Origin of the sequence: Ornithinibacter aureus, from assembly GCF_009858245.1 — a bacterium.
Classification (GTDB): Bacteria; Actinomycetota; Actinomycetes; order Actinomycetales; family Dermatophilaceae; genus Fodinibacter; species Fodinibacter aureus.
The window spans coordinates 972,910-990,501 of sequence record NZ_VMSB01000001.1 but is presented as its reverse complement, the minus strand read 5'-3'; the positions used below and the strand labels follow the sequence as shown (position 1 = coordinate 990,501).

At 67.6% G+C, this 17,592-nt stretch carries 15 protein-coding genes and 1 pseudogene; 9 read left to right on the top strand and 7 right to left on the bottom strand.

The window, feature by feature from the left end; translation table 11 throughout:
- Nucleotides 1-16 precede the first annotated feature (16 nt).
- Complete coding sequence (locus tag C8E84_RS04755) at nucleotides 17-865, top strand: hypothetical protein (RefSeq protein WP_159899935.1); 849 nt, start codon at nucleotides 17-19, stop codon at nucleotides 863-865.
- Between the two features lie 136 nt (nucleotides 866-1,001).
- Here the strand turns inward: C8E84_RS04755 and C8E84_RS04750 are convergent.
- A protein-coding gene (locus tag C8E84_RS04750; RefSeq protein WP_159899933.1) for an IS3 family transposase occupies nucleotides 1,002-2,188 on the bottom strand; the annotation gives its coding sequence in 2 pieces (ribosomal slippage) (nucleotides 1,002-1,901 and nucleotides 1,904-2,188; 1,185 coding nt in all).
- Nucleotides 2,189-2,403: 215 nt separating this feature from the next.
- Here C8E84_RS04750 and C8E84_RS04745 point away from each other — a divergent pair.
- Together C8E84_RS04745 and C8E84_RS04740 are read left to right on the top strand one after the other, a co-directional pair.
- On the top strand, nucleotides 2,404-2,721 hold the full coding sequence (locus tag C8E84_RS04745; protein ID WP_159899931.1) for a hypothetical protein: 318 nt from the start codon (nucleotides 2,404-2,406) through the stop codon (nucleotides 2,719-2,721).
- Between the two features lie 443 nt (nucleotides 2,722-3,164).
- Nucleotides 3,165-3,917, top strand: coding sequence for a toll/interleukin-1 receptor domain-containing protein (locus tag C8E84_RS04740; RefSeq protein ID WP_159899929.1), 753 nt, complete (start codon nucleotides 3,165-3,167; stop codon nucleotides 3,915-3,917).
- Between the two features lie 334 nt (nucleotides 3,918-4,251).
- On the opposite strand, the gene C8E84_RS17770 is transcribed toward C8E84_RS04740, so the two are convergent.
- Nucleotides 4,252-4,515, bottom strand: a complete 264-nt coding sequence (locus C8E84_RS17770; protein WP_211675829.1) for a hypothetical protein — start codon at nucleotides 4,513-4,515, stop codon at nucleotides 4,252-4,254.
- Here C8E84_RS17770 and C8E84_RS18495 point away from each other — a divergent pair.
- Nucleotides 4,465-4,893: pseudogene (locus tag C8E84_RS18495) on the top strand (HNH endonuclease); the annotation flags it as partial. The gene C8E84_RS17770 and the pseudogene C8E84_RS18495 sit on opposite strands and share 51 nt — an antisense overlap.
- Before the next feature lie 126 nt (nucleotides 4,894-5,019).
- On the opposite strand, the gene C8E84_RS04730 reads toward C8E84_RS18495, so the two are convergent.
- Complete coding sequence (locus C8E84_RS04730) at nucleotides 5,020-6,591, bottom strand: IS1634 family transposase (protein WP_159899927.1); 1,572 nt, start codon at nucleotides 6,589-6,591, stop codon at nucleotides 5,020-5,022.
- 334 nt (nucleotides 6,592-6,925) lie between these two features.
- Between C8E84_RS04730 and C8E84_RS04725 the strand changes: the two genes are divergently transcribed.
- Entirely contained in the window at nucleotides 6,926-7,789 is an 864-nt protein-coding gene (locus C8E84_RS04725) for an HNH endonuclease (RefSeq protein ID WP_159899925.1), read from the top strand.
- Nucleotides 7,790-7,852: 63 nt separating this feature from the next.
- On the opposite strand, the gene C8E84_RS04720 is transcribed toward C8E84_RS04725, so the two are convergent.
- Both C8E84_RS04720 and C8E84_RS04715 read right to left on the bottom strand, forming a co-directional pair.
- Nucleotides 7,853-8,452 carry an HNH endonuclease gene (locus tag C8E84_RS04720; protein WP_211675399.1) on the bottom strand — a complete coding sequence of 200 codons (600 nt, stop codon included), beginning with the start codon at nucleotides 8,450-8,452 and terminating at the stop codon, nucleotides 7,853-7,855.
- A 421-nt stretch (nucleotides 8,453-8,873) separates the two neighbouring features.
- Complete coding sequence (locus tag C8E84_RS04715; RefSeq protein WP_246196783.1) at nucleotides 8,874-10,754, bottom strand: DUF2075 domain-containing protein; 1,881 nt, start codon at nucleotides 10,752-10,754, stop codon at nucleotides 8,874-8,876.
- Between the two features lie 140 nt (nucleotides 10,755-10,894).
- Between C8E84_RS04715 and C8E84_RS04710 the strand changes: the two genes are divergently transcribed.
- On the top strand, nucleotides 10,895-11,263 hold the full coding sequence (locus C8E84_RS04710; protein WP_159899921.1) for a nucleotide pyrophosphohydrolase: 369 nt from the start codon (nucleotides 10,895-10,897) through the stop codon (nucleotides 11,261-11,263).
- A gap of 107 nt (nucleotides 11,264-11,370) precedes the next feature.
- On the opposite strand, the gene C8E84_RS04705 is transcribed toward C8E84_RS04710, so the two are convergent.
- Together C8E84_RS04705 and C8E84_RS04700 are read right to left on the bottom strand one after the other, a co-directional pair.
- Nucleotides 11,371-11,790 carry a type II toxin-antitoxin system VapC family toxin gene (locus C8E84_RS04705; protein WP_159899919.1) on the bottom strand — a complete coding sequence of 140 codons (420 nt, stop codon included), beginning with the start codon at nucleotides 11,788-11,790 and terminating at the stop codon, nucleotides 11,371-11,373.
- Entirely contained in the window at nucleotides 11,787-12,023 is a 237-nt protein-coding gene (locus C8E84_RS04700; RefSeq protein WP_159899917.1) for a FitA-like ribbon-helix-helix domain-containing protein, read from the bottom strand. Before C8E84_RS04700 ends, C8E84_RS04705 begins: the two co-directional genes overlap by 4 nt.
- Before the next feature lie 146 nt (nucleotides 12,024-12,169).
- Between C8E84_RS04700 and C8E84_RS17765 the strand changes: the two genes are divergently transcribed.
- The 3 genes from C8E84_RS17765 (at nucleotide 12,170) to C8E84_RS04680 (ending at nucleotide 17,553) form a co-directional block, all read left to right on the top strand.
- Nucleotides 12,170-13,408 (top strand): nuclease-related domain-containing protein, encoded by a 1,239-nt coding sequence (locus C8E84_RS17765; RefSeq protein WP_246196781.1) that lies wholly within the window; start codon nucleotides 12,170-12,172, stop codon nucleotides 13,406-13,408.
- A 67-nt stretch (nucleotides 13,409-13,475) separates the two neighbouring features.
- Nucleotides 13,476-16,178 (top strand): hypothetical protein, encoded by a 2,703-nt coding sequence (locus tag C8E84_RS04685; RefSeq protein WP_159899915.1) that lies wholly within the window; start codon nucleotides 13,476-13,478, stop codon nucleotides 16,176-16,178.
- Nucleotides 16,179-16,260: 82 nt separating this feature from the next.
- The gene (locus C8E84_RS04680) at nucleotides 16,261-17,553 is read left to right on the top strand and encodes an HNH endonuclease signature motif containing protein (protein ID WP_159899913.1); all 1,293 of its coding nucleotides are present in this window, start codon (nucleotides 16,261-16,263) and stop codon (nucleotides 17,551-17,553) included.
- The last annotated feature ends 39 nt before the right edge of the window (nucleotides 17,554-17,592 follow it).

Genomic DNA, 17,592 nt, shown 5'->3' with positions numbered 1-17,592 from the left:
AGAAGGCGGCGGGCGCGTGGACGCTGAATGGGACATGTACGAGAAGGTCCGGTCCACGTGGCCGCGACTGGACCGGTGGCGCGAACGAATCCGCTCCGACTTCCGCCCAACAGCCGGCAGCGAACTCGCCGACGACGACCTGGACTGGCCTCCCATGCCAGTCTCACAGGTTGCGTGGGCTGGATTGGGTTCGGCAACCATGCACCTGCACGGGATGCGGCTCCACTTGGACCCTTCGCCGGGTCGGAAGCCGGAGTTGGTGCCGTTTGCGCAGCTCTCCCTTGGACGTGGCGCGTTGATCGGCGCCGCGCAAGCGGTGTGGGTCCTCGCTCCTGCCGAACGGTCGCGTCGGTTGGAACGCAGCCGGATTGTGTCTCACTACGTGATGGATGAGCAACGGAAGTTCCTCAACGACGTGGCCCCGCTCCCGGGAACGCACGACCGCGCCTTGGAAGTCGTGCAACGGCACGTGACTGAACGCCTCAAAGAACTGGATCGCCTGCGAACGGCCTCGGACGAACGAGCCGCATTGAACACGACCCAGATGGTGAAGGACGCGGCAGCGGCGGCGTTCTCGGACCCGGATCTCGTCGGTGAAGCCGTTGCGATGTGGCGGTTGGGGTCCGCTGCGGCTCATGGGTTGATCTGGTCGGTGTTCGGGGGCTCTGAGGCGCGGGCTCCGAGTGATGAGGAGCTGGCGACCCCTTCCCCTCCGGCGGAAGAAGCGGTGTTGGCGGAAATGTCGGCGGGCGGGGACATGGTCCGCAACGGGAACCTGTATCTCGCGGCGTTTCACTTGGCAGGGCACGCGTGGCGGCTGATTGGCGAGCGTGGAGGGGTGAACACCGGACCTTGTGTGTCCTAAATATAGGACGCTATGGTCGACGGGCGCAGGTCACCGACCCGCCCGAAACCGATAGGACACACGCCCCGCATGCTCGGCCACGCAACCCCAGAAGAAGCCGCCCCGGGACTGCTGCACGGATAGGTGACAGGTTGGGTCACGCGGCCTGGGTGGCCGGTGTGGTCATGATGGTCTCGTACTCGATGGGGGTCAACTTGCCGAGGCGGGCTTGGCGTCGTCGGCGGTGGTAGGTCCGTTCGGTCCAGGTGACGATGGCCAGCTTCAGCTGGTCGCGGGTGTCCCAGGTGTGGCGGTCCAGGACGTTCTTCTGCAGCAGGGCGAACCAGCTCTCCATGGCGGCGTTGTCCGCGCTCGAGCCGACCTGGCCCATGGATCCGAGCAGGTCGTGCCGGGACAGGGCGCGCAGGTATTTGCGGGACCGGAATTGGGACCCTCTGTCGCTGTGGACGATGCACCCGGCCACGTCGACGCCCGCTCGGGCGCGGGTGTCCACGGCGTGTTCCAACGCCTGCACGGCCAGGCGGGCCTTCATCCGCGAGCTGATGGAGTACCCGACGAGCCGGTTGGACCACACGTCCTTGACGGCGCACATGTACACCTTGCCCTCACGGGTGCGGTGCTCCGTGATGTCGGTCAGCCACAGCTGGTTCGGGCCGGTCGCGGTGAAGTCACGCTGGACGCGGTCATCGTGCGCCGGCGGGCCGGGCCGGCCCTTCTTCGAGCGCTTCTTCCCGAACACGCTCCACCACGCGTTGCCCGAGCAGATCGCCCACGCGGTGCGGTCGCACATGTCCTGCCCGGCGTCGCGGGCCTCGTCCGCGAGCAGCCGGTACCCGAACTCCGGGTCGTCACGGTGCGCGTCGAACAACGCGTTCGCGCGGTGCGCCGCGACCCAGTCGGCGTCGGTCACCGGGTTGGCCAGCCACCGGTAGTACGGCGCTCTGGCAAGGTTCAGCACCCGGCACGTCACCGTCACAGGAACCCTGATCGGGGTCTCCTGGGCGGCCAGCTCACGGACGAGCGGGTACATCATTTTCCCGGCAGGTTCGCCTGCGAGAGGTACGCCGCTGCGCGGCGTAGCACCTCGTTCTCTTGCTCGAGCAACCGGATCCGACGCTTGGCCTCGCGCAACTCACCAGAGTCGCTCACGGCCGTGGCGGGTTTGTTCCCGTCCTGCCGGTCAGCGATGGCGAGCCAGTTAGTCAGGCAGGATTCCGAGATCCCGAAATCGGTCGCGATCTCCTTCAACGTCGTCCCTGCCTCACGAGCGCGAGCCACCTCGATCACGTTCTGTCGGAACTCCTTGGGGTACGGCTTGGGCATGGTGCACATCCTCTCCCGTGGCACCCCACGGCACCACAGAGTCGTTGTCACCTATCCGTGCAGCAGTCCCCCCTGACGGCGGACACGTCCACGAGGTGTACACCGTAGGGAACCGTGAAACGGGGGAGATCATCCGCTGGGAGCAATGCCGGTCGTGCCCACGACCACAGCCCACAACCACGTGGACCGACGAGGACGGCGGCAGGCACATTCTCGTGGACGGGGCTCACATCGCCATTCCCAGCGGGCAATACCTGGACTACTGGTGGGCAGAACACGCGTGGCATGAGACGGACAGCACCGTCACGTACGTCCCGGTCGGGTTCGACGAGCCGCGCCCAACGAACCTTCCCTACGCCCTCAACTGGGAGGAACGGGACCAGTGGCTCCACTTCGTCGCTGGAGAACCGTGGGAACCGGGAATGACCGACGATGAATGGCTAGACATGCTCCGCCCCCTCGAACCCGACGACGAGGGAGATCAGGACGAGGCTGACCCGCCCGCCGATGATGCCGACGGCCAACCGGGCTGACCAGTGACCCCGCCCGCTCACCGGCCGATACGGCGCCCATGCCAGTTGAGCTGCTCGTAGGAATCCTGGCCGGCGCGTTCGGGTCGTTCGCTTTGGGCTGGGCTGCCGGACTGCATCATGCTCGGCGGACCTCCGTGCCGGAAGTTGTGGACGCGACTACCGCCTACCAGCGCGGGTTCGCCGATGGGGACGCCCAAGCACGCCAGAACGTGGCCGAATGGGTACGAAACAACCCCGACAGTATGGACGCGTGGGCAGACGCAAACCGTCAGGCAACGGCCCAACGTCTTGCTCCAGTCGGAGACGATGCCGTCGAGGACGGCCGTGCGCAGACGAGGGAACCTCCCCACGGCGAAACCTGACTCAGTTGTGTCAGAGGTCGCGGCTACGGTCCTGGTATCGGTGAACGGCCAGCATTGAAGGGCGGCGGCAGGGACATGGCGATGAGCGCGAGCGAGTACAACCGGCGACTGCGAGAAGCGGCACGCAAAGCACAACGGGACATACAACGCGAAGTGGACCGGGTGAATCGCGAGAACAAGCGCAAGGTGGACGACTACAACCGGAGAGTTGACCAGCACAACCGTCGCGAGATCGACCGGGTGAACCGTGCGAACAAGAAGGCCGTGGACGACTACAACCGCAAAGCCGAACAGCACAACCAGAAGGTCATCGCGGACATCAACCGTCGCCTGTCCAGCCCGTCAACGAGAACCGTCACCTATCAGCCCGTGGAACGGGCGCTGGTAGACCGGGTTCACGGCGCAATCAACTTTGACGACGGCCGCGAGTACGACGTGTTCCTCAGCTACGCCCGAATCGACGGTGAGGACACCGCCAAGACGCTCGCTGCAGCCCTCGAAGAACGAGGCGTCAGCGTGTGGATCGACGCGGTGGCGATCCAACCCGGCAAGTCCCAGTCCCTACAGATGGACTCCGGGCTGCGGAAAGCCCGCGCCGGCATCGCGGTCCTGACCGCCGCCTACCTCGCCGGACGGTTCTGGACACAGCGCGAGCTCGGCGTGCTCCTCAACAAGCCCACCCTCATCCCTGTGCTTCACGGCGTCACGTTCGACGATGTGAAGGAATACTCCGGCATCCTTCCCGACCTGGCCGGGTTCACCACCGCCCAAGACGGCATCGACACCATCGCGGACAAGATCGCCCCCGCCCTCACCCAAGCCGAACCGGCTTAGCGACACGCGCCTCCCGGCGACGCATCGGCAGACGCACCCGCTAGATTCGCTGGTGACAGTGAAGTGAGAACTGGAACGACAACTGGATGAGAACTGGCAGCTGACCCAGCACGGTCCACGGCTGAGGGCCTGAGCGCAATGCGCTCGGGCCCTCAGCCGTTTGTGTTTCATCGGATAGGACTGGCTGCGGCCGAGCGTCGTTGACCGTGCGAGCGTTCCGGCATACGGTCCGGTCATGAAAGCCGTGGTGGGGGTCACCGACAACGAGTGGGCGGCGTTCCTTCGAGATAGACCGCACCTGACTGAGGCCAACTTCTGGCTGCCGTCGGGAAAGTCAGGCTTCGGCGCCCTGGCCACCGGCGAACCCTTTCTCTTCAAGACGCACTGGCCCGCCAACAGACTCGTCGGCGGTGGATTCTTCAGCGGGTTCACCCGCCTCACCATCCAAGAGGCCTGGGAGATTCATGGAGAGGGAAACGGAGTAGCGAGTCTCGGCGAGCTGACGACTCGGATCGCGCACTACCGCAAGGCGCAACCCGATCCGCGGATGGAGATTGGCTGCGTGCTGCTCCGCGACCTCTTCTTCGCCCCGGAGCATTCGACCCTCCCTGCCCCCGAAGACTTCGCGAAGAGCATCGTGCGTTTCAAGACGTATCAGTTGGCCTCCAGCTCTGCCCTCGAGGGAGGTCTCCAGGAACTCCTAGGGAACTCGTTCGTCAGGGCGGAGGGCGGACCCCTGGAAGTCCTCGGCTCAACACGAGGTCTGCCAGTGCTCACGGTTCCGCGAGTCGGGCAACAGGCCTTCAAGTCCCTTGTCCTGACGTCGTATCACCGCCGGTGCGCGATCACGGGGAATCGAGTGGAGCCGGTGCTTCAAGCAGCGCACATTCGGCCTGTTGCTGAGAACGGGCAACATCGCGTGGACAACGGCCTCCTTCTGCGATCCGACGTGCACATCCTCTTTGATCGTGGATATCTGGGAATCGACGAGCGGCACCGACTCAGGGTGAGTCCTCGTCTTCGGAGTGACTTTGGCAACGGCGACGAGTTCTACAGCAAGCAGGGGGCAGTGATTGCGCCCGACTCGTGCCACCGGGGTGTGTCACTGAGCGCGGAGGTCGAGTGCGTCGAGGATCGTTTCTGCCGTTGGGGTGAGCGGGTCGTGGGCGAGGTGTTCGTGGCCGGCGATGCGGACGGTGACGTGTTGCAGCGGTCGCAGGGTGTTGACGATCTTCTTGATGCTCATCCCCGTGGTGTCCTGCAGGTAGCGGGCGACGGCCAGCGCGGCGAACACGATGGTGAGGTGGGCCTCGATCGCGTCGCGGGTGTGGTGGAAGATCGGGCGGGCTCGCAGGTCGCTCTTGCTCATCCGGAACGACGCTTCGACGTGCCACAGCTCGTGGTAGCTGGCGATGACTTCACCGGCGGGCATCACCGTCGCGGGGATGTTGGTGACGTACCCCTTGAGCCCGACCACGCGACGCGCCCGCGCCAGCGAGGTCTCGTCCAGGCTGCGTGAGCCGTTCTTGACGGTCACGAACCGCGGGGTGCGGGCAGCCTTCTCCCTGGCGATCACCGCTTTGGCGCGGTTCTCCTGCAACGTCAGCGTCTTGGCGTCCCTGGCGGCGCGTTTGGCCGAGTACGCCCACACCGCCCGCCACGACCGTTCGTGCACGGCCGGGTCCCACACCGGCTCGGCACGCTTCTTCTCGTCGTTGACACCGCGCGCGGTGGTGGTGGCCACCCGCGGGGTGATGGTGTCGATGACCTGAGCGTCGGTGAACGCGTCCCCGTGCCAGCGAAAGTGCGAGGCCAGGTCGGCCGGGGCCTTGGTGGCCCTGGAGCCGACGATGAACCGCAGCCCGGCCTCGTGCAGGTCTTTGAGGTTGCCCGCGGACAGCATCCCGGCGTCGGCGACCACGACCATGGCCTGAATGCTGTGCCGGGCCTGGAACTGGCGGATGATCGGGAGCATCGTGGTCGTCTCAGCCTTGTTGCCCTCCCAGCAGCCGATCTCCAACGGGAACCCGGCCCGGTCCACCAGCAGCCCGACAATGATCTGCGGGTCCACGCGGCGTTCCTTGGAGTAGCCGACCTTGCGCAGCTCGTCCTCGTGTTCGGCCTCGAAGTACAACGTGGTCACGTCGTACAGGCACAGCGAGACGTCCCCGCTGGTGGAGGCGTGGGCGAAGCACGCGGACGCGACCGTGTCGCGGTAGCCGCGCTCCTGGGCGCGGGCCAGGGAGCGGAACATCGTGCGCAGCGACCCGTGCACCACCCCGAGCTCGTCGAGCACCCGCAGCGAGTCGGCCTTGCTCGTGGGCTCCACGATACGGGCGAGCACCAGCTGCTTGAACGCCTCGTCGCCCACCACGTCGAACCCCAGCCGCGCGTACACGCTCGACAGGACCTGCCAGAGCACCGCGGACCGCTTGCCCGTGATCACTCCGGGCCGCTGCGGCAGGCCTTCCTGCTCCAGGCCCACCCCGTCCAGGTCGAACGCTTCCTGCCCGGGCCGCAGTCGTCGACGGGCCTCAGCCATCAGCACCGCCAACTCGCCCTCGCTGCGGGCCGTGCCCACGTGCTCAAGGACGACATCCCGGCCGGCACGACGCTCCGCGATTTGAACCTTGGTGCTCCCAGTGCGACCCGGGGACTTCCGCACGAACACCACGAGCCCGACACTACCGACCCCGGGGTGTGTCATCCCGACCACGACCGAGGCCCTGACCAGCACCTTTGCCGCTAGCGCCGCGCCCTATCCGTCAAGTGGCACGAGTCGGGTCGGAGTGACTTTGGCAACGGCGACGAGTTCTACAGCAAGCAGGGGGCAGTGATTGCGCTCCCGGATCGCAAAGTCGATCGGCCGAGTTCCGATGCCGTTGCCTGGCACATGGATAGCCGATTCATGAGCGCGTAGTCCGGCCAAGCTTTGTGGGGCCTGGCAAGCTGTCCGCATGGCGGTTGGATGGGGGCGAGCGGAGGACCTACACCTACGCCATGCAGCGATGGACTGGCTGGGCCGGCGGACCAACGACGGCGCTGAACCCCTCACCACCGAGGAGCTCAAGGACTTCAGGTTCCGCGGCGCACCTCTGCCGCTCATGGACATGCAACGTGGGATTCGCAAGCCCGCGGTCCTCGACGCCGCGCTGTCGTTCCGCACTGTGTACCGGCCCGACGGTGCCGAGCGCCCTTACGCGGACGGCCGGGGCTCCGATGGCCTCATGCGCTACAAGTTCCGCGGCACCGATCCACAGCATCCCGAGAACCGCGCACTGCGTGCGGCCATGGATCGCAAGCTGCCCCTGATTTGGTTCTTCGGCGTCGGCCCCGGGGTCTATCTTCCGACCTTTCCCGTGTACATCGTGGGGGAGGAGCCTGAACACCTACAGTTCATCGTCGACGCGGTGACTGATGGGGCGATCCAGCCACACGGTGCCCTGGAGGAAGCGCTGAAGCGATACGTCACCGTCGAGACCAAGCGTCGGCTTCACCAGCCGATCTTTCGCGCCACCGTGATGCGCGCGTACGAGTCCCGCTGCGCAGTGTGCGCGCTCGGCCATCGCCAGTTGTTGGACGCAGCCCACATCGTCCCAGACCGAGAAGAGGCGGGAGTGGCCGGCATTCGCAATGGCCTGTCACTCTGCAAGATTCATCACGCTGCGTTCGACACCCACATCCTGGGGGTGCGACCGGACTACGTTGTGCAGATCAGGTCGGACTTGCTTGATGAAATCGATGGGCCGATGCTGCGGCACGGGCTGCAAGAGCGTCATGGGCAACCGCTGATGGTGCTGCCGTCGGTGCGGCGAGAGCGCCCGGCGAGCGATCTCCTCGAGATCGCATACGCAGTCTTCCTCGAGCAGTAGTTCAGCCGTCGTCCCCATGACACGGGGGTCGGGGGCCTGAGACCTGTCACGGTCCCTGGCCTCCTATAACGACACGACCGCTTCGTCCTCGTACCAGTGACAGAGCCGAAGGTGTGCCGCGAGCGAGGCTGTTGCCGGGCGTTGGACGTACATCGCTGGCACCACCGCCAAGGGTTGGCTGTCGAGGTCCATGTACGGCGTGGCGGCGAGGCTGGGCGCAACCTTGACCTTGAGGTCGGTGGTGACAGTGATCAGGTATCGGTCGAAGAGCGTGTGGATGTCGGCACGCAGGAGCAATCCGTTGGTCACGTCGTTGGTGTGATGCCCCTTGTAGGGAGAGATATGCGCGGCCTCAAGCACTGATTCGGTTCGGTACCCCGTTACGCAGCACGTCCACTCATAGGCCGTAAGGAGCGCATTGCGAAAGGCGGGCTGACCTTGGCGCAGTGCGATCGTTCTCTGCGCTCGCTCACGCAGGTCCTCGCCGAGAAGGCTCTCGACCTCGACGCGGAGGGTCTCGTCGATCTCGACGCGGAGGGTCTCGTCGATCTCGATGTCGACCGGGGGCACTGAAGACGATGGGAACTGGTCGGCAAGGTAGGCCTCGCCCTCCGGCGAGTCGATGCGCTGCGGCCCGAAGTTCAGTCCGGCCCGGGCCCGCACTTCGCGCGACGACGGTCCACGAGGGCTGCGCGATCGGCTGGTCCGAGTCGACCACGAAGTGGAAGCGGGTGGTGTACGAGCGGACGCCGGAGTCCTCCCAGGGCAGTGCGTCCGCCTTGTAGATCTTCGCGGCGTCGCTCGTGGCGGTGGTCTTGCTGACAAGGCTGCCCTTGGTCAGCCAGAAGTACACGGTGTCCCCGCGTTGTATGTCCACCCGCTTCGTCATGTCCCAGAAGCCGTGGCGCGCAGCGATCTTCCAGTGCTGAGGATGGGTATTGGCAATGGCGACGATCCAACTCGTCATGAGGGCAGGGCCCTTCCCGTGTGATCACGGGTGGTGGCATGTCCTAGAGCGGAAGCCGGTCGGGCCGTGTGGTGCTGGTCGTTGGCGAGCTTCCGGTTGGAAGCCGTTGAGCGGTTGCTACGTTGCGAGCTTCTGCAGGCGCTCGTGGGTTTCGTGGTCGGTGGAGAGGATCGCGACGCCTCGCATGCCGCGTGTCAGCAGGACCTTGTAGACGTTGCGGACGAGGCGGTCGAAGTCGGCGTCGCTCACCGTCGTGCGGTTCCGGAAGTCGGGGTCCTTGTTCGCAGCTCGAACCGCGACCCACTTGCCGTCGCGCCACACGAGGTCGGGGCCGAGGATGACTCCGGCGTAGTCGTACTCGAAGCCCTGGGCGGTGTAGACACAGCCGACCTGGCCGAAGCCGGCGGGGTCGGTCGCCCAGAGCGCAGCAGCGGGGGCGCCGCCGATCGCGCGGTCTCCCTTGAGGTTCCACGGCTTGGCCCACTCGCCGATGCGGACATCCGGGACCAGCGAGCCATCGGGTCGTGGGTCGCTCCACGGCCAGCAGTACCCGGCCGCCATCCGCGCGGAGTAGCCGCCCTCGAGCTTGGTCGCGAGGTAGGCCTCCATCTCGTACGGCGAGTCGACCACCTCGACGTCGAAGTGCTCGTCGCCCGCCCATTCAATCTGGTCGCCCGTGCCGCCTGTGCCGCCGGGCACCAGTTCGAGCAGGCGCTTGACCCAGGTCACGTACTCCTGCGACCCACCACACCGGAACTGGGCGTCGAGGTCGATCTTGACGACCTCGATGCCGTGAGCGGCCGCGTGCCCCTCGATATCAGCGGTGGTTCCCTTCTCGCCGGGGCGCACGACCTGGAACTCGTCGAGGAGGAACACCGGCACGCGGGCAGCATCCAACAGTTCTTCCACCTGCGGCTTGCCGGTGCGGTGCTCGGCCCGGGTCCAGCGAGAGGCAGAGGTCTCACGGATGCGGTGTGCCTCGTCGAGGATCAGGGCGTCGAGGTCGTTGGGGAAGGCGCCCGCGAACGAGTTGAAGTACTGGAACATCTTCTGCACCCGTGGTGCCCGCTTGCCGGCGACCTTGCGCAAGGTCTGGGTGAACGACCGCGACCCGGTGGCGTGCAGGACCGTGCGACCCTGCCTCGACATCTCACCGAGCAGGGACAACGCGATCACGCTCTTGCCGCTCCCCGGGCCGCCAGAGACGATCACCGCGGTCTTGGTGTTGGAGCGCCGAGCCCGCTCGACCGCGTGCAGCACGTAGTTGTAGGCGTCGCGCTGCTCGTCGAGCAGCACGAACATCTCGCGGCGCTGCACCTCCTCGGCCGCGACCGCGAGCAGTTGCTTTGATGGTGCGATGCGGCTGCCAAGGAGGCGGTCGGCATCCGATGCCCCGCTCACACCCGGAGCGAAGCGGGTCTTGAGGAACTCCTGGAACTCGCCGCGACGCTGCCCCGTGAAGACCGAGCCCAGTCGGTCGCCGGGGAGGCGGAAGAGGTCTTCGACGCCGGAGTCGGTGGCGTTGTGCAGGTAGGCGACTCCCGCGAGAGACTCGGGGTCGTCGGCGAGGACGGCGGTGAAACCGAGGAGGTAGTCGCAGTAGTCGCGGACCTGGAGGGCGGGGTGGGTGACGGGTCTCGACCCGTATTCCTCGATGCGGACCAAGGAGTCGCTGTCCTCGAACTGCTCGGCGTGACTCCACTGCTTGAGCTCGACGACGAGGTACGACGGCCCGCCGGTTGTCGGGTGGCGGCCCGCGAGGACGACGTCGGCCCGCTTGCTCGTGAGGGGGAGTTGGTACTCGACGAGCATCTCAACATCGCCAAGGCCCGCGGAGAGGAGGTCGGCTCGCAGCGCGGGGATGCTGCGCTGCCACGACCGGTACTCGCCGGTGGAGGGTGTGCGGCCGGTGCGAAGGGTCATCTGCTCGGCGAGGAGGTCGGCAAGGTGGGCCTCGACAGGCGAGAACCCAGCGACCGATTGCCGGTACAACGTCACAGAACAGAACCCCAGGCAGCACGAAGTGAACCGTGCGGGTGGGGGCTTGTCCTGAAACGGAAGCCCGTCGGGCCGCTCTTACCGTGGCGACTCTAGTGCTGGTGGGTCGCGGTCGGGGGTTGAGCGGCATACTCACCGGTGTGTCAGACCTGATCGAGATCCGGGACGCCGCGCGCGCCTTCATCGCCGAGCGTGACTGGGAGCAGTTCCAGGACCCCAAGTCGGTGATGCTCGCTCTCGTCGGCGAGGTGGGGGAGTTGGCCGAGCTGCTGCAGTGGTTGCCGGCGGATGTCGCTCGCGACCTGGCGCAGGAGGAGCCGTTGCACACGCGGTTGTCGGAGGAGATGGCTGACGTGCTCGTGTACCTCGTGGGGTTGGCCGACCAGTGCGGAGTTGACCTGGGGGCGGCGGCGCTCGCGAAGATTGAGGCTTCGGGGCGCAAGCACCCGGTTGAGGGGAGCCGGGGAGTCGCGCCTTCCCGCCTTGACGCGGGTCCGGCGCTCGGATGAATGACTCTGCGCGCTCAATCCCCCGAACGTGATGTTCACGCGGTCAGCCTTTCGCGCGGACCGCGTGGCTTGGCGACAGCCCGGCTGCTACGCGCTTCGCAGGCTGGCTACTGCCCGAACGGGTTGATGAGGGTCAGCCCCGATGTGGCGGAGAAGTCGGCGACGTTGCGAGTGGCCAGCTCGTGGCCGCCGGCGACGCAGATGCCGGCGATTTGAGCATCCGCCAAGGACATCGGCCGCCTGGCCGCCTGAGCGTCCACCAAGATCGCCGCGGTGTGCCTGGCGGCGGTGAGGTCGTAGACCACGACGGCGTCGGCGAAGGCGTCAACCAAGCCGGACCATCGGTTCTGGAGGTCCTGTCGTCGACGACCGGCGGGCAACCGGCCAAGTCCACGCTCGATCTCTTCCACGGTCACCACGCAGATCGTCAGCTCGGCCGGTGCGAGCGTCCCAGCCCACGCCATGACGACGGGGTCTGGGGTGTCCCGCATGAACTCCGACACCACGTTGGTGTCAGCGATGATCACAAGACGTCCACCGGCCGTGGCTGGTCGGTTCGGGGCGGAAGTTCCAGATCCAGCCCATCCACATCTGCCACAACATCTCGCAACGAGAGCAGGAAGTTGCGCTCCGGAACGTTGACCGCTGCGTCCAGGATCGCCCGAACCTCAGCCTCCACGGAGCGCCCGTGCTCAGCCGCACGCCCACGGAGCCGAGCGTGCGTGCGCTCGTCGAGTTGCCTGATCGTCAACGTGCTCATTGTCGACCTCCAATCGCTGACAGCAATGCTAGCACTGCCATCCCAAGCGCGCCGGGAGCTGCGCCCGATCTGTTCGGTTCACCACCACCAGGTGGCCGTTTTGGCAGCATGACTGCTCCAGGGGTCGAGTCGGCGTGGAGGTGGGCGTGGGGGAAGGCGCCGACGAGCCCGACGTCAACACGCCGGGCGCCGACGACCCCGGCCCCGTGGGTGAGTCGGGGTGGAGCGCAGACCAGCGGGCCAAGGAGTTACGCGCCCGCGGCCGGTCGTCGGCGGGCGCGTGGGAGGCCGGTGCGCTGGGGGAGCGCCGGGTCGCCCAGGCACTGTCAGCCCTTCCCTCAGAATGGCTCGTGCTGCACGACCGACTGCTCATGCCCGGGCGTGCGGAGACCAACCTCGACCACGTCGTCGTCGGCCCTGCGGGGGTCTTCCTCATCGACTCCAAGAACTGGGCCGGCACGATGTCCGAACACCAAGGCAGCGTGTTCAAGCACACCAGCGGGCCCGGAGGCGAACGACGCCACACCCCCTTGGATCGCCAGTTCGACGGCGTGTTCGCCATGGCCGCCGAGATGGCGCGTCGCACTCAGGTCGGCGTGACCGTCGTGATCGCCCTGTCCGGCAGGCGTGCCGAACAGTTCGGGGAGCCGCGGCTGATGCGCAACGTCTGGGTCGTGCCGGTGGGGAAGCTCGCCGGGTGGCTCCAGAGCCGCCCACCGGCCGGTATCCCCGATCTCTGCCGACTCGGCGTTCTCGTGCGCACCGAGTTCCCGTCGACGACGACCGACTGGCAGCTGCTCGCGGCCATGGGTCGCGACCTGGACCGCCGGGCGCCACAGCGGGCCTCGACGCCGAGCCGCAAACCCCGATCCCGCCCGCCGACTCGCCCGGCTCGCCCGACTCGCCCGGCTCGCCCGGCTCGCCCGGCTCGCCCCACGCCACGGCGACGCGAGAAGCGGACGCAACGGGGCGGCATCCTGAAACCACTCCTCGCACCCGTTGGCCTGGCCTTCCTGTGGTGGGCGGCCAGCACAGGTGCGTTCTCTGGGATGGGCGCCGCGGCATCCCGCGTGATGACCGAAACCGTCGTGGATGCCGTTGGCTCACCTCCCAGCGCGGCGCCCGACCGGCTGTCGTGCGCCGACGTGGACCTCGCATCGGCCGGGCTGAGCCCGAGCGTGAAGGTCGTTGCATCGCCGAGGTCATTGGGCTGCGCCTGGACCATGCAGGCCAAGGGAGGCTCGACCATCGCCGTGCTCACGCACTCGGTGGGCAGGCCACGCATCTGTGGGTGCGGGCCGGCGTCCCCCTCTCGACGTCCAAGGGTGCTCCGCTCGCATCACGGAGCACGCACGTCCTGGTGGCTCACGAGGCTCTGGGCCTGACGCCCAGACAGGGCAAGAAGCTCGCGGTGAGGATCGCGACGCAGGCGAGTGAGCGGCATCCGCTCCCGTGTGGGTGCTGCCCCTCGCGTATGCCGTTGCGGACGTCGCCGAGACCGTCGTGACGTGTCGGCTCTTCGACTGTGGAGGGTTGACGTGCGAGTTCCCAGCCGGTCAACCGTTCGTGTGGATCAGTGTGCTGTCGTTGCTGAAGTGGGTGGCGTTGTTCGCAGCCCTGTTGGCCATCCTCGTCGGATTCCTCAGGCCCGATGTCAATGGGCAGGTGAGTCTCAGCGGGTCGTGGGACAGGCTGGGTGGTCCGACCCGCCCGGTGGGTGCGGCCGGTGGCTTGACCTGGGTGGTCGTTGCCTTTGCCCTGGTTGTCGCACTCCCGGCAGGTGGGCCACTGGACCAGATTCCCGACGTCATTCGCTCACAGTTCGAAGACCCCCGTCAGGCGCTGGTCTCCATCGTGCTGGCGGTGGTCTTGCTGCTGTCGGTCGTGGTGGCCGGGCTGTGGTCGATCCGGTACGAGGAGGACTCCAAGCCCACAGACCTTGGATGGCGAAGAGCCACCCTCAGGGTGGTTGGCGGGGCCTGCGTGCTGTCGGTGGTCCTTGCGGCTGTTCAGGTCGGGGTCGACGAAGGCTTCGCCACGATTCGGCTCTGGCAGCCTGCGGCGCCGTTCATCACGGTGATCGCACTCCTGGGGCTCGCCTGGGTTGTCCGGTACATGCAGCGCATCGACCGCAGTCAGGTAGTTGCCCCGCTGCGCCGCGCGCGCCCCGCCGTCGAGGAGGGCTCCGCACCATCTACTTGGGATGACCCGAGACTGCGGGCTGTCGGGCTGCTGGCAGCACTCGTCGTGCTCGCACTTGGCCTCGGGCTGGTTCGAGCTTTCACTCCCGTGGTGCTCACCGGGGACGACGGCATCGACAAGGCGGTCGTCCTTCTACTTGTTGGGGTCCTGACGGCCGCGTTCGTGGCTCCATCTCTGGCAGTTCTGCTCACGTGGGCGCTCAGTCGCCAGGTGTCCACCGTGGTCAAGCGCGCGTGCACCGCCATCGGTGTGGCCGTCGCAGTCTGGACCATCATCGCCGCGGTGGTGTTGGCGATGCGCCCGCAGCTGGCTTGGGGTGGGGCGACTGGGGTTCTGGCCGTGTCCTTTGCGTTCTTCGCCACCGTCACCGGGCTGCTCGGTTGGGCGTCCCACCACTTCTGGTGGCCGGTCACGAAGGCCCTGGGGCTGGGCAGGCGCACGCCCTGGGGGCTTCTCGTTGTGCTGTGCTGGCTCGTCGCGAGCAGCCTGAACTTCACTGCCGGCTACCACGACGCCCGCGTCGAGCAGGCCAGTGCCGCTGCCGCCCCGACGCTTGCCGACCGGTTCGCAGCCTGGCAGGCAGGGTGGGACGAGGCGACGATCGCGCAGTGTGCCCTGAAGGACGGCACGGTGCCCTTGGTGCTGGTGGCGGCTCCCGGCGGTGGGGGCAAGGCAGCCTTCTGGACCGGCACCGCGATGGACGAACTCTTCGGCGAGGACGGGCCGCTGTGCCCGCAGTCGTTGTTCGCTGTGTCCGGAGTGTCCGGCGGCGCAGTGGGCCTCGCCGTCACGCTGGGAGACGTCCCGGGTGCGACGGAGGACGCGCGCGGCTCCGACCCATTGCGGCGTCTTACCGATGACGGCCCGCTGGCGCAGCTCATCGCGGCCATGCTGTTGCGGGACCTGCCGCAGCCATTCGTCGGCGCGGCCGACGGCTGGTCCGACCGCGCCGAGGTGCTGGAGACCGCGTGGGAGGAGGCGACCGCGGGGACCACGGCTGGCAGCGGGCCGCTCGGGACTGCGGACCAGCCCCAGACCATCGATGAGCTGGGCGCCGGGTGGTGGAAGGGTGATGAGCCGTCGCACCGGCCCGCGATCGTGTTCAACTCCTCCTCGGTGACCGACGGTTGCCGGGTCCTGGTCTCGAACGTGGGCGCACTCCCCACCGATGCGGGGTCCTGTCGAAGCGGCGTCGCGACCGAGGGATTTCCCGCGGGTCCGATTGCGGTGTCCATCGATGGTCGAGCAGGCTTGATGGACCACGAGGGTGTGCAGCGACTCCAACCCGGAGATGGGTGCACTGTCTCCGGCGTCGCCAGCATGCGCGCCTCCACCGCGGCCCTGATGGCAGCCCGTTTCCCCTACCTCACCCCCTCCGGCGCACTGCGCCGTTGCCCGGTGACAGAGCCGCCCAGTGCGACGACGAACGTCACCTACGGGGTGGACGGCGGGTACCTGGACAACACCGGCATCCCTGCGCTCCTGGAGATCTGGCACTCGGTCGCTCCGCAGGTGGAGCAGCACAACGCGGCAGGGGGACGTTCTGAAGGGGAGCTGGCAGGGCTCGGCGCCCTCACGATCGAGCCGTGGGTCATCTACCTGGAGAACCACTACCGCAGCCAAGCCGCGCCCGTCTCTCCAGGGCGTCCCAAGGAACTGTGGGTTCCCCTCAAGGCCATGGGGGCCTCCGAGACGCTTCGCTCGACCCTCACGCTGGAGCAGCAGGCCGCGGTGCAGATGGCCGAGCTGACCTCCACATCCGGCACGGGGCACCGCTTCGTGATGATCGCGCCCTACAACGCTCCGCAGGTGCAGGCTCCGCTCGGCTGGGCACTGGCCGAGCCCACGCGACTGTCGATGGAGGACGGCGTGACTCAAGCCGTTCAGAAGAACTGCTTGAGCGCGTTGTTCCGCGGCCTCGTGCCGTGCGAGCCCGGGTCATCACCGCCCTGATGCATCGCCAGGCCCTCGGTTGATGGCTGGCCCTGTGGAGAACTCCGAGGCCCTGTCGGTGGACGTCTGTACGGTTTGGGGTATGGCACAGGGGGCGGAACTCGACGAACGGTTGGCGCGGATCGCGGCCGGTGTCGAGGCGTGCCGTGGGTTGGGTGATGAGTTGTGGCGGGCCGGGTCGGCTCAGCTTGAGCAGGTGATGGGGGACGTTGACGCGATGGTCGTCGCGGGGGAGGCTGCCCGGGTGGTGGTGACGGCCGAGGCGATCGGCCGGGGGGAGACCGGCGCGGGTGCGGAGGCGTTGACGCCGGTGGGGTGGGTGCGGCGGTTCGCGCCGTCGACGAAGGCTGGCGGGGCGGGTCAGGTCGTCGCGGTGGCGCAGGCGTTCGCGGTGGCCGGGGTGGCGCCGGTGAAGGATGCCGTGCTGTCGGGCTCGCTTCCGGTGCGCAGTGCCGCTGTGGTGCTGTCCGAAGCGGAGAAGCTGCTGCCGTTGATCACGCAGGAGGCGCGGCCCACGGTGCTGGACGGGCTGATCGAGGTTGCCGCGACGGCGGGGCCCCGGGAGTGCCGCAGGTTGCGGCCGACCCTTTTGGCGACCTACGGGGTGGATGGGGAGTTGCAGCGTGAGCAGGACGCGGCGAAGCGGTTCGTGTCGCTGTCGCAGCCGTTCGTCGACGAGATGGGCCTGGCCGAGTACCGGCTCGTACTCGACCCCGAGGGCAAGGCCGTGCTCGAGGCGGCGCTGGGTCCGCTGTCGGCGCCGGCACCCGTTGACGGTGAACGCGACCTGCGCTCGAGCGACCGCCGCCGCGGTGAGGCCCTGGTGACGCTGGTGCGGCAGGCCGTGTCGTCGGCCGAGCCCGGCTCGCGGGCCACGAAGGCTCAGCTGTTCGTCACCGTTGACCTCGAGACCCTGCGCAGTGGGCTGCGAGGGGCCGGCGTGACCGTGGGTGGGCCGGAGGCCGGCACCCTGCTCGCCCCCGAGACGGTACGCCGGCTGGCGTGCGACGCGACGATCATCCCGACGGTGATGGGCGCCGCCGGTGCGGTGGTCGACCTCGGCAGGGACGTGCGGTTGTTCACGGCCGCGCAGAGCAAGCGGCTCTGGCTGCGTGACCAGCACTGCACCTATCCGGGGTGTGACATGCCCGCGCACTGGAGCGATGCGCACCATCTCGTGCACTGGGCCGATGGTGGGCCGACGGATCTATCGAATGCTGCCTTGCTGTGCGAGCGGCACCACACCGTGGTGCACACCCGGCGGTATGCGGGGGTGCTCGTCGAGGACGACACCGGGACGCGGGTTGAGTGGGACCGCACCGTCGACTCCTACGACCGATTGCTGGCGGTCCAGTCCGCGCGAGAACCAGCGTGACCCCGCCCCGCACCCTGCCGACCCGGCAGGTCGATCAGC